This is a genomic window from Candidatus Schekmanbacteria bacterium (genome assembly GCA_016219965.1).
Taxonomy (GTDB): domain Bacteria; phylum Schekmanbacteria; class GWA2-38-11; order GWA2-38-11; family J061; genus JACRJM01.
Map to the genome: position 1 here is coordinate 50,675 of JACRJM010000015.1, position 12,781 is coordinate 63,455.

Annotated in this window: 9 protein-coding genes; all 9 read left to right on the forward strand. The window is 29.2% G+C overall.

The features are described from left to right. The first annotated feature begins 14 nt into the window (after nt 1-14). A complete protein-coding gene (locus HZA77_13625; protein ID MBI5376468.1) occupies nt 15-1,493 on the forward strand; it encodes an oligosaccharide flippase family protein in 1,479 nt (492 codons plus the stop codon). A 42-nt stretch (nt 1,494-1,535) separates the two neighbouring features. Beyond that, nucleotides 1,536-3,200, forward strand: coding sequence for a glycosyltransferase family 39 protein (locus tag HZA77_13630; protein ID MBI5376469.1), 1,665 nt, complete (start codon nt 1,536-1,538; stop codon nt 3,198-3,200). Between the two features lie 8 nt (nt 3,201-3,208). Beyond that, nucleotides 3,209-4,537, forward strand: a complete 1,329-nt coding sequence (locus HZA77_13635) for a glycosyltransferase family 4 protein (GenBank protein MBI5376470.1) — start codon at nt 3,209-3,211, stop codon at nt 4,535-4,537. Then, nucleotides 4,534-5,769: an O-antigen ligase family protein gene (locus HZA77_13640; protein MBI5376471.1), complete on the forward strand. Its 1,236-nt coding sequence runs from the start codon at nt 4,534-4,536 to the stop codon at nt 5,767-5,769. Before HZA77_13635 ends, HZA77_13640 begins: the two co-directional genes overlap by 4 nt. A gap of 9 nt (nt 5,770-5,778) precedes the next feature. Next, entirely contained in the window at nt 5,779-6,972 is a 1,194-nt protein-coding gene (locus HZA77_13645; protein MBI5376472.1) for a hypothetical protein, read from the forward strand. A gap of 221 nt (nt 6,973-7,193) precedes the next feature. Then, the gene (locus tag HZA77_13650; protein ID MBI5376473.1) at nt 7,194-8,321 is read left to right on the forward strand and encodes a glycosyltransferase; all 1,128 of its coding nucleotides are present in this window, start codon (nt 7,194-7,196) and stop codon (nt 8,319-8,321) included. 89 nt (nt 8,322-8,410) lie between these two features. Further along, complete coding sequence (locus HZA77_13655; protein MBI5376474.1) at nt 8,411-10,237, forward strand: sulfatase; 1,827 nt, start codon at nt 8,411-8,413, stop codon at nt 10,235-10,237. Between the two features lie 124 nt (nt 10,238-10,361). Beyond that, nucleotides 10,362-11,477: a glycosyltransferase gene (locus HZA77_13660; protein MBI5376475.1), complete on the forward strand. Its 1,116-nt coding sequence runs from the start codon at nt 10,362-10,364 to the stop codon at nt 11,475-11,477. Nucleotides 11,478-11,484: 7 nt separating this feature from the next. Next, a complete protein-coding gene (locus HZA77_13665; GenBank protein ID MBI5376476.1) occupies nt 11,485-12,708 on the forward strand; it encodes a right-handed parallel beta-helix repeat-containing protein in 1,224 nt (407 codons plus the stop codon). Nucleotides 12,709-12,781: the final 73 nt, after the last annotated feature.

Genomic DNA, 12,781 nt, shown 5'->3' on the forward strand with positions numbered 1-12,781 from the left:
TAGATAATTAATTTATGTTAGAAATATTAAAAAAACTTGGAAAACATTCAGCGATATACGCGTGTAGTGATATCTTAGAAAAATCAATAGGATTTCTTCTTATCCCTCTATATACAAAGTATCTTAGTCCCGCCGATTATGGAATTATTGAACTTCTGTCAATAAATTTAAACATGATGATTCTTATTTCGGTTCAAGGGATGACATCATCTTTTTTTAGAGCTTATTCATTTGACTGGGATAATGATATAGAAAGAAAGGAGGTAGTAACTACAGCGTATTTTTATACGGTTTTTTCTGCATTCGTTATTTTCAGTTTGTTGTATCTACTATCAGAAAAAATAAGCATAATAGTATTTTCAGATTCTAAATATAATTTTCTTTTATCATTAACTTTCATATCTGGATTTTTTAGAGTTTCTACTTATATCCCATTTCAAGTACTTAGAGCTAATTCAAAATCTATTACTTTTTCAATTATTAATTTCACACAATTTCTTATAGGGGTTAGTTTGAATATCTTTTTCGTAGTCTATCAAAGATTAGGAGCTAATGGAGTATTTTACGCGAATGTCATTGTTTCAATAACAACATCATTAATAACATTTATCGTAATTAAAAAACATATAATATTTTCATTTTCATTTGATAAACTTAAACGAATGTTGTCTTTTGGTCTACCCTATGTTCCTTCAGGAATATTTCTCTGGATTATAACGGTCTCAGATCGATTTTTTATTCAATATTATTCTTCACAAACAGAGCTTGGTCTGTATTCGCTATCATATAAATTTTCAAAAATAGCTGATCTTTTATTTGTCAATCCATTTATGCTTGTATGGCCATCAATTTATTTTCCTTTGGCAAAGGAGAAAAATGCAAGGGAATCGTTTTCCAAATTTATGAATATTTATTCGCTATTTATTGCATTTGGAGGATTGGGGCTAATTTTATTTACAGGGCCTGTAATTCATTTAATAACACCAAAAGCTTTTTGGAGGGCTAATGACGCTGTTTTCTTAATTGTATCTTCGTCTATTTTATACGGAGTACTTTTTGTTTTAAATGTGGGGATTGAGGTTACAAGAAAAACCAAATTAAATGTTATAACAATTGGCAGTTCAGCGTTTTTTAACCTTTTATTAAATTATCTTTTAATACCTTCTTATGGTATGATGGGGGCTGCAGTTGCTACATTTGCGTCCTATGTATTTATGATAATAGTCGCACAAAAAATAAATGAAAAATATTATCCTATAAAATATGACTGGAATAAAGTTTTTAAAGTAGTTTTTGCGTTTACAGTAAGTATTTCTCTTTCATTTATTATAAAATCTGAAAATATATTAAATGATTTTTTATGTAAGTTACTGCTTTTATCTATATATCCAATTATACTATATTTTTTAAAATACTTCAGCATTGCAGAAATAAAATCAATTAGGGAACTGTCCTTTCAGTTTATAGAAAAATTTAAATTGAAAGTGACGTGAGAAGATTTACCTATGTATCGATTAAAAAAAATTAGAGAAATAATGAGTAACAGAAAAAAAGAAATTATTCTTCTTTGTTTGATAATGGTTGTTGGATTTATTTTAAGGGTATGGAATATCTATCATAATTTGCCTTTTCTTCCAGATCCAGATGAACAGATGAATGTAAACAGAGCAGTTGCTTTTGGTAGTGGTGATTTAAATCCTCATAATTTTAAACATCCAGCAACCCATCAATATATTCTCTTTATACTCTTTGGGATATATTATTGCATTTCTTATGCAGTTGGAGCTATTTCATCAGTACATGACTTTGAATTAGAGTTTATTTCAGATCCAACAAATTTTTATTTAATTGCAAGACTTTTTATTGTTTTATTAGGAACTACAACTCTTTTTTTGATTTATGTTATAGGGAAGGAAAACTATGGAAGTTCAACTGGTTTAATATCATCAATTCTTCTATCAGTTTCTGTTGCGCATGCAACATATTTCATTCCCAAAGGAGAAATTCCAACTACTTTTTTTATATGTTTTTCATTTATATATATATTAAGAGTTTGCAAAGAAGGAAAAATAGAAAACTATATTAAAGCCGGCATGTTATCCGGATTAGCTCTAGGTACAAAATATTATAGTGGTTTGTTAATAATTCCATTAATTGCAAGTCATTATTTTTATGTCTCTAATACTAAATCTCGCATTTTAGATAAAAAAATATTCATAAGCACGTCTGTTATGGGTTTAACTTTCGTTATAACTAATCCATACGTTATTATAGATTATCATACATTTTACGAACATTTTATTTATCAGCTTAAATGGCCATCAATATATAGTGATACTCTTATTGGTTTTGGTGCTGGCCATATATTTTATTTAAAAAATATATTTTCTTTTAGCTTAGGTTTGATATTAGGAATTATTTGCTTTATAGGAGTTATATTTGCTTCTTATATACATTCCAAGACTGATATTATTATTTTGTTATTTATAATACCATTTTATTTTTTGTTGGGATTAACAAATTTACCATATTATAGATATTTAATTCCTATCATTCCTCTTGTTGTTTTGTTGGGTGCAAGGACTGTAAATGTGTGTTTTCAGTCTTATCTGCAGGGTTTAAATTACAATATTAAATGTATTTGTGTTGTTGCAGTTTTAATCATTTCACCTTCATATAACTTGATAGAGTACAAAATTAAAACGAGCAAAAAAGATGTTAGAATTGCTGCAAAGGAGTGGATTGAAACAAATATCCCTGAAAATTCGAGAATATTGCTTTCAGGAAATAATGTTTCTATGACTAAGGCTGCACCTTTAGAAGATAGTCTAAACAGTTTAGAAGAAAAGAAAATAGAAAACAGAAATAGCGGAATTTGGGGAATAAGCCTGAAAGGGTTGGAAAAATATTATAAACTTAAAATTGAGGCTAATAAATTGGGCTTAATTAAAAGTAAAAAGTATTATTTAACTTCTACTAAAAGTGGATTTAATGTTGAACCTATTGAGTACTATAAATTAAAAAAATATGATTATTTTGTATTGTCTGATGAAATAGAAGTCCCTTCATGGAGTCTGAAAAAAAAGAAAATGTATCCGAACGTAGTTAGCTTTTATAATTCACTTACATCAACATCTGTTTTACTGAAAGCTTTTGAGGACCAGGGAAGAATTATAAAAATATATAAGTTAAAACAATAACAGGCTATATGAAAAAAATATTGATGATAACGTTCTATTTTCCGCCAGCTAGTACAGCTGCAATTTTTAGGATACTTAGGTTTACAAAATATTTACCTGCTCTCGGTTTTGAGCCTGACATACTAACAGTAAAAAAGAAATATTATGATAAAAAAATAAGTTTTGATTATACAATTAAAGTTCCAAATAATATAAATGTTTATCGCAGCAATATGATAGGGTGGATAATCAATTGTTTTAGAATAAAGAGTTGCAAAAATAAAATATCTGATCAACAAACTATTAAATCTAAAAATAAAAAGAAAAACTCATTTAAAACCTTTCAACAATTAGTTAAAGCAATATTCTTTCTTCCTGATAGCCAAGTTTGGTGGGTTCCAATAGCAATATTAAAAGCTTTACGTATAAATTGTAAAAAAAAATATGATGTTATCTATACTACTGGTGCTCCATTTTCAACTCACTTAATAGGTATGTGTTTAAAAGGAATACTAAAAAAACCATGGATAGCAGATTTTAGAGATCCATGGGTTAGCAACCCAATAATAAAATGGAAGTTTAAAAGTATTAAAAATATAATTAAAAAAATGGAACAAAAGGTTTTGGAGAATGCAGATGCAATAGTAACAACAACCGAAGCTCTAGTAGATGATTTTAAGAAAAGATACCCAGATATTTCACCTGAAAAATATCATGTTATAACGAACGGATATGATTCTGAAGATTTTAAAAACATAGATATTGTAAATTATGAGAAATTTACAATAGTTTATACAGGTGTCCTTTATAGTTTTCATTCACTAACTCCTTTTTTAATAGCCCTAAATAAGCTTTTTGAACTGAGAAAAGAAATAAGAAATCATATTCAGGTAGTGATAATAGGACCTTTTAATTCTGAACATGTTAATGAAGTGGGGAAAAATAATTTAAATGATGTGGTGTTTTTGAAGGGTCTAATGCCTCATAATGAAACAATTAAGTACATCATAGCTGCGCATCTTCTTCTTGTCACTCTTACAACTGATGAAGATAAATCTTTATTTATTCCAGGTAAAATATTTGAATACTTAGGGTCTGGAAGACCTATTTTATCTATATCACCGGAAGGAGAATTAGCTGATATAGTTAGACGTAATTCCGCAGGAATAGTAATTGCACCAAAAAATATTAGAGGTATCTCTGAAGCCATTTCACTTTTTTATGATGAATATTTAATAGGCAACTATAAGGGTCGCGATAAAGGGTCTATAGAGATTTATGATGCGAAAAACCTTACTAATATGTTATCAAAAGTTATAAATGATATTATTCAAAAAAAGGATGAAATCAGAGTTTGAATAGTCAATTTATGTTTCTTGTCTTATTCCTTGTTTTTATATTCTTTGACCCCCAAAATATTTTTACTTTCTTAAAGCCGCTAAGACTTGCATTTTTCTCTGGCTTATTTGTTTTTTTAAGCTCTGCTACTGCAATTATTAAAAACTTTTTTAAAACCTCGCAAAGTTGTCTGTTTGTAATGTTTTATCTATTGGCATTATTCTCGGCTTTTAATTCCATTGAGTGGGATATGAGCAAGGGGATTATATTTTTTCTATTAAAATGTATTTTACTCTACTTCGCAATTATTTCTATAGTAAATTCCTCGGATTTGCTTAAAAAATTTATTTGGATTCTTATTGTATTTATTTCGTTAAATATTATTTTAACTATGTTATTTGCGAAGTTAGGCATTCATGGCTCCCGCGGTGAAGGTTGGAGGCTGAGATCTTTTTTTGCTGGTGAAGGCGATAGTTCAAATGGTTTTGCAATGATGATGCTCTCCTTTGTCCCTTTTCAATTTTATTCTCTAAACAGACAACAATCAAATGCAAAGAACTTTTTTTTAATTGTTGCCATCTTTGCAACAATGTTAGGGATACTTAGAACAAGGTCCCGTATGGGGTTTGTAGGTCTTGCTCTAATAATTATAATGATCTTATGGGATAAGAAAAAACAAACAAAAATTGTATTTTGTGTACTTGCAGCAATTCTTATTGCAATACCATTTACGCATAAAAGAACGTGGGAAAGGTTTGACACAATATCTTCACAGGTTGAATCAACAGAAGACAAGGCTCTTGGTGGACGGATGATTCACTGGAAGGCTGCATTCCAGATTATAGAAGAATATCCATTTTTTGGTACAGGAATTAATACTTTTTTAAAGGCACAAGAGGATGTTTTTATGTATGATAGTGATGCAGACACACAGCATGTTGCTCACAATGCTTACCTTCAAGTATGGTCGGAGATGGGAATATTTGCTGTAGGTAGTTTTGCGTTGTTAATTTTGCTTTCAATAAAAGATTCCTGGTTGATTGAAAGAAAACTAAAAGACTATCCGCAATATTATTCAATCCATATTATTGCAAAATCCGTTCGAATGGGATTAATAGCCTTTCTGCTTTGTTTGATTATGCTGTCAGAACAATATAGCAGAATTTTATATTTGCTAATTGCCATAGCTGTGTCAGTTAAGAATGTCTATCAATCTGAAATAGCATCAAATATAGTTAAGAAGGAAAGCTAAAACAATAAATTGATGCGACTATTTCTAAAAATTTTTTTGCAATTATTCTTTGCTGCGATTATTTTGTGTGAAACTGTTATTGGTAATGATAAGTGGAATGATTCATCGAACTCTAAAATGGCGTCTACACCTAAGTTTTTTGCAGTAGCTCTCGGTAAAGTAGATAATAAGAAACTATGCAATTCGGCGAATCTTTGTGATTTGATGATCTTGTCACCAACTTCATATCCTAAAATTCCATCTATATTAGAAGAAATAAACAAAAAAATTATCATTTTAGGATACTGCGAAACAATGAGCAGTGATGCAGGCAATGAAGAGTTTATGGAACTGAATAAACATGAAGATTGGTTTCTACATGATGGAAATGGGAGAAGAATAAATGTCTATGTCAATAAAACGAATAAAAGATTTGGAATGGATAAGACAAAAGAAGGCTATCAGGAATGGTTAGCGAATAAGTGTAAAAAAATAATTGTAGCTGGATATGATGGTATTTTTCTCGATAATATTGGGGTTGTCTTTGGTTATAAAAATCCATTCAAATATTCTGGATTTCCAGTGGGGATTGATAATTCTAATTGGCAAAAGGGATCTATAAAATTGTTAGAAAAAGTGAAAGCAGCAGTTGGTAAAAAAAGTATTGTGGTTTTTAACCAAATATCAGGAGATGATAATAGTAAATTGTTTGGTTTAATAAAAAATAATAATGGTATGGATGCTATGACAGCGAGTATAAGTTTCGTTGATGCTTGTGATGGTGCGATGAAAGAAAATTTTTTTGATAACGGCAAGCAAATTAACGAAGAAGCTCCAAAATTTCTTGATCTTCTGAGAATACTGAATAAAAAAAATAAATATACGTTGTGTCTCAGCAGAGGTAACTCTGCAAGAGACGCAAAAACTCTCTATTGCCTCTATTTGTTGGCTTTGGATGGAGAGAATTCTTTTTTTTCTTATCAAATTGATTATAAAACGATTACGTGGTTTGATTTTTATGAAAAAGATTTAGGGGAGCCCTTAAATGAATATTCTAATTATAATGGGATAGGAATGAGAGAATATAAAAATGGGTTAGTTGTGGTTAATTTTAACAATATGGTAAAGCTGGTAAATTTACCGGGTGAATTTAGTAATGATAAAGGTCAGAAAATAAAAAGACTTACTCTTAATGGTAAAACAGGTGAATTGCTATTTAAGTAAAAATATTTGTAATAATATCAAGTATATAAGCTTTTTAAATTCCCATAAAAAGATACATTATTTATATATGCAAAATATTGCAAATTAAAAAACAAATTATGGATGTACCTTCCTTATATTATAGGCGAATGAAAGTTGCTTATAGCAATAAAATAGAAATTATTCATTACTTAGCTCTTATTGTACGACTAATTGCAGATAATTAAATCAATCAATTTGTTATGAAGAATAAAAAAAAAATATCAGTCATGAATATAATATCTTCACTTAGCGTAGGAGGAAGAGAAAAGGTTGTAATTGATATGCTTAATGGTCTTAATGACGATATATTTACATTATCACTATGTTGTCTTAAGAAAGCAGGACCTATCTTAGATTATCTGAAAAATTCAAACATGGAATTATTTTTTTTAAATAAAAAAGATGGAATAGATTTTGGTATAATCTTTAAGTTAACTAAAATTTTGATGATGCAAAAGCCAGATATTGTTCATACACACAATCCAGGTGCTTTTATTTACGGGAGTATTGCTGCAAAGCTTGCAAATATACCCGTGATTGTTAACACAGAACATGGATATGGGAATGTTATTTCTTTAAAGAAAAAGATGGTCGAGTATTATTTAATTAAACATACTTCAAAGACTATAGCTGTATCTGATGATTTGAAAAAAAAAATATCTGATGGTTCAGAATGGTGTCAAGACAAAATAATAACTATCCATAATGGCATTGATTGCGAAAAATTCAAATCATATAAAGAAATAAGAAAAATACGAGAGTCTTTTAATTTTAAAGAGAATGATATAATTGTTGGAAATGTGGCAAGGCTCTCGGAAGTTAAAGATCATAGGACTCTTATTGATGCCTTTTCAATTGTTTGCAGTAAATTTAACAATTCTAAACTTGTAATAGTTGGCGATGGTGAATTAAAGAAAGAGCTTGAGAATAAAGCTTCATGCAATGAACTTAAGGGAAGAGTCTATTTTCTCGGTGAAAGAAAAGATATAAATGACATTTTATCTATGCTCGATATATTTGTGCTTTCTTCTATAAGTGAAGGAATATCGATTTCTCTATTAGAAGCTATGGCATCAGGAAAGGCTATTATAGCAACAAATGTTGGAGGTAATCCTGAAGTTGTAATTGATGGAAAGACGGGAATATTAGTGCCATCATCAAACCCAATTTTAATGGCAAATGCCATAGAAAGGCTAATAAGCGATAGAAATTTTAGTTTACAAATTTGTGAAGCAGCTAAAAAACATGTTAATGAAAAATTTAGCATAAAAGTAATGGTTAAACATATTGAAAATCTTTATGAAAATTTATTATTAAAAAATAATTAATTATTCGCTATATGAAAATTATATTAAAAAATCATTATGTTATTGCTGTCAAAATTTTTTTTTATATTTCGATTTGTTTGAGTTTTATATTGGGGATTATTAGATCATTACTAATTATAGCATCAAATAATTATATTAATTTAAAATTTTATAAAAACATTTTATTTTCTTTTTTAAATGAAATAAACACATCCATTATTTATATATTTAAATTAACATCAATAGTAATAGTATTTTATTTGATTATTTATTATATCTTCAAAGATTTTAAAAAAACTATAAGTTTATTAATTGGAATCTTTATAAGTTTATATATTAATTTAACATTAATATATAACTTAAATAGATATACTTTTAAGGATTATTGGAAAAGTGAGAAGAACTTTTTTGGATACAGCATACCAAATGCGATTTTCAGTCTAAAGATAATTTCTATCAATTTATTTTTTATTGTATCTATTATAATAACTGCTTTTATTTTATTTAAACTACTATTGACTTTATTTAGTTCAAGCAAGTTATCAAATATAAAATCAATAAAATTAAGTAAAAAATATTTTGTAATATATTTTATTCTATTAATTCTAATATTTATAAATTTAGCGGGTTTTATAATTTGGAGAAACTCAACTAGTGGGATGAATATAGTTTTAATAACAGTAGATAGTCTTCGCGCGGATCATTTAGGTTGTTATGGTTATAATAAAAATACAAGTCCAAATATTGACAGATTGGCGGATAGCGGTGTTTTATTTTCAAGATCAATATCACAAGCACCATGGACATTACCATCATACATGTCTATGTTAACATCAAAATATGTTTATGAACATGGTGTTGATGTAGCAAATAAGATCTTGAATCCCCGTGTAATAACATTGGCAGAAATTTTAAGAGAAAACGGTTATTACACAGCAGGGTTTGTCAGTGCACCATTTCTGAAAAGGAGTTATGGTCTTGACCAAGGATTTGATGTATACAACGAAGATGCAGCTGCATCCGTGAGTTCATGGTCACACAATGATATTACATCTCCAACTCTTACCAAACTTATTATTAGTTTTTTCAGACAAAACTCTTCTAAGAAATTTTTTCTATTTCTTCATTATTGGGATCCTCATTATGATTATATTCCTCCAAGTCCTTATGATAAATTGTTTGATCCAGGGTATCAAGGTAATATGGATGGTCGTAAATTTAAGTTTAATAACAATTTCAAGGTTGGAATGGATGAAAGAGATTATAATCACATAGTTAGTCTTTATGATGGAGAAATCAGATGGACTGATATGCATATAGGCCTTTTATTAAAAGAGTTAAACAAATTAGGGTTAGAAAAGAAAACAATTATAATATTTACTTCAGATCATGGGGACGAGTTTTTAGAACATGGGTATAAAGGGCATGAACATAGTTTGTATGACGAATTAATACATGTACCATTAATCGTTAAATTGCCTGATGTTAAGTTTAAAGCTAAAAAAATTGATACGACGGTTGAAACAATTGACATTAGTCCAACCATTCTAAATTTGGTTGGTATAGGTAGTTTAAATGATTTTAGGGGTGAATCGATATTACCTCTGATTTCAGGGGTTGGGGAATATACAAATTCTAAGGCAATTAGTGAAACATCTAAAGGTTTTTATGGTGAATATAAGTCTATAGAGATAGATAAGGTTAAATATATTGTTCGGTCAGATAAAAAAAATGAATTATACGATTTAAAAACTGACCCAACAGAGAAAAAAAACATCTATAAGGAACAATCAGAGTTAGGTAAACATTTCGAAAGTGAGATCTATAAACATTTATATCATAGAAATTCTGCTGATGATTCTAAAAAAGCTTTGATAAATAATAAAATAAACAAGGAAACATCTGAGCAGTTAAAAACGCTTGGGTATATAAATTAAATTTCAGGAGATAATTATTAAATATTTTATCAGGCTACTATCAGCATGATAGTAATCTAAAATCATACTAATGAAAAATGCAAAATATTTAGAAACCCCACATAAAAAAAGTAAATAGTATTCAATGTCAAAAATGAATGTATTACATTTAATATATTCCCTACATACTGGTGGTGCAGAAAAAGTTATTGAAAATTACTCAAAATTTCATGATAGGAATTTTTTCAAGCCAATAGTTTGTTCTATAACGGATGGGGGAATAATTGTAGATGAAATAAAAAAAACAGGAACAGACGTTTTTTTGCTCAACAAAAAAGGGATGTTTGATGTAAGCGCAGTTTTGCGATTAGCAAGGATAATTAAATCACAAAATATTCATATCGTACATGTCCACAATTTCTCGGCAAATTTTTGGGGAACTATAACGGCGGTTTTATGTGGCGTACGTTTTATAGTAAGAACTGAGCACAGTATCATTAATAAACGCAAGAGTTTATTCAGGATCAAATATTTCATTAATTCATTATTAGATATTTTTCAAAAAAAAATAATTTGCGTATCTGAAGAAGTTAGATCAGTGCATGTTAAGAGAAATACCTTGTCTCCTAAAAAATATATTACCATTTATAATGGTGTTGATTCACGTATTTTTAATGATAGTTATGAAACTTCAAAATATTTTAAAGAATTTAATATAGAAGCAGGTTGTAAAATAGTTGTTAAAATTGCGAGCTTAACTTCACATAAAGGTCATGAATATTTTTTGAGGGCTGCCAAGAAAGTGCTAGATGAAGAGAAGAAAGTACTTTTTATTATTGTGGGAGATGGGCCAAGAAAAGATGAATTGACAAAACTTGCTAAAGAGCTTGGGATTAAAAATAGTGTTGTATTTACTGGTGTTAGAAAAGATATTAATGGGATTTTAAAACTATCTGATATATTTGTACTTTCATCTCTTAGGGAAGGATTTCCTATAACTATTCTTGAAGCAATGGCTGCTTCAAAGCCTGTTATTGTTACTAACGTTGGTGGCACTCCAGAAGCTGTAATTGAAGGAGCAACCGGATTAATTGTTCAACCAAAGGATGAAATGGCTATGGCAAAGGCAATTCTTCTCTTGTTAAGAGATGAGAAACTAAGACAAATAATGGGAAAAAAGGGTAGGGAAAGGTTTGAGATAAATTTTAAAGCTGAATCTATGGTCCGGAAAACAGAAGATGTTTACAGAACATTTGTATAGGAAATTTATGTTAAAAAAAAGAAATTATTTGAATTTATTTTTTTGTATTTTATTTTTATTAGCCAACCCACCTTCTTCAATTTCCAAAATATTTTATGTAAGTAAATCTGGAAATGACCATAATCCAGGTACAAGTGAAAAACCTTTCTACTCTATTCAGAAATCAGTAGATTCTTTAAAACATGATGGAGATGAAATATTAATATTCCCAGGAGATTATTATGAGTCGGTTTTAATTAATAATTCAAAAAAAATAATTGGCGTTAAAATAAAAAGCACAGATGAGATAGTTAATATTTTTCCAGATGATACAAAGCCTGCATTGACTTTAAAATACGCTATTAATTGGAGAATTGAGGGAATAAACTTTTGCGGAAATAATGCAAAAGATATTGTATTAATATATAGGTCACCCGGAAGCATTATAGAAAATTGTATGGTTAGTGGTGGCAGTAGCAGCAGCATTGCTTTCAGAGCTGTATATATTCTGAGTTCACCAAACTTTGTAATAAGTAACTCCACAATTGATGCATTTTCTGAGAATAACATAATGGCTTTTATGTCAGAGAACTTGTTAATTAAAGGAAATAATTTGAGCAATTCGAATGCTATAACAATTGGTTTTGATGCAGGATGTAATTATACTGTTTGCGAAGAAAATTATATACACGATAGACTCTTGCCTGGAATAAAAGAAAGAGTAATTATTCAGTGCAGAGAAAACATTGGTTCAACGATAAGACGCAATCTGATTGTTGAAAGACAAGATAACTCTTTCTTAGATGCGATTTTGATAAGAGGACCTGGAAATCCTTCAAAAAGCGTTTTGGTTGAAAATAATACATTGATTGGTCCTTCATCGCAGACGGCCATTGGGATTGCAGCGAACACATTGTCATCTGTATGCAGAAATAATATTGTGGTTGGATTTAGAAATGCTATAAAAGTTAAATTTCCTTCTACACCATTAGCTAAACCTGAAGTTAAAGTGGATTGTAATGATTTCTATAATATCGCTGGTTCAGTTTATGATGATAATGTTGGTCTATGTAAGATAGGTAGCGCAAATATATCGAGTGACCCACTTTTTTCAGATACAGTGTATTATAAGCTAAATCCAGGAAGCCCCTGTATTGACTCCGGGGATCCATCTTCAGCATTGCTCCCTGGAGGTGGAAAACGTATTGATATTGGCAGGCATGAATATTATCAGCAAGTGCAATTGCCATAGAGTTAGCGAGCGAATTCAATATAATGACAAAATTCTTACATTATGAAGAATCCCTATCTCATGTTGTGGTAGT

What these genes read in the sequence shown, in the direction of transcription:
- HZA77_13625 (MBI5376468.1), top strand. Translation starts at nt 15, where the DNA reads ATGTTAGAAATATTAAAAAAACTTGGAAAACATTCAGCGATATACGCG.
- HZA77_13630 (MBI5376469.1), top strand. Translation starts at nt 1,536, where the DNA reads ATGAGTAACAGAAAAAAAGAAATTATTCTTCTTTGTTTGATAATGGTT.
- HZA77_13635 (MBI5376470.1), top strand. Translation starts at nt 3,209, where the DNA reads ATGAAAAAAATATTGATGATAACGTTCTATTTTCCGCCAGCTAGTACA.
- HZA77_13650 (MBI5376473.1), top strand. Translation starts at nt 7,194, where the DNA reads ATGAAGAATAAAAAAAAAATATCAGTCATGAATATAATATCTTCACTT.
- HZA77_13660 (MBI5376475.1), top strand. Translation starts at nt 10,362, where the DNA reads ATGTCAAAAATGAATGTATTACATTTAATATATTCCCTACATACTGGT.
- HZA77_13665 (MBI5376476.1), top strand. Translation starts at nt 11,485, where the DNA reads ATGTTAAAAAAAAGAAATTATTTGAATTTATTTTTTTGTATTTTATTT.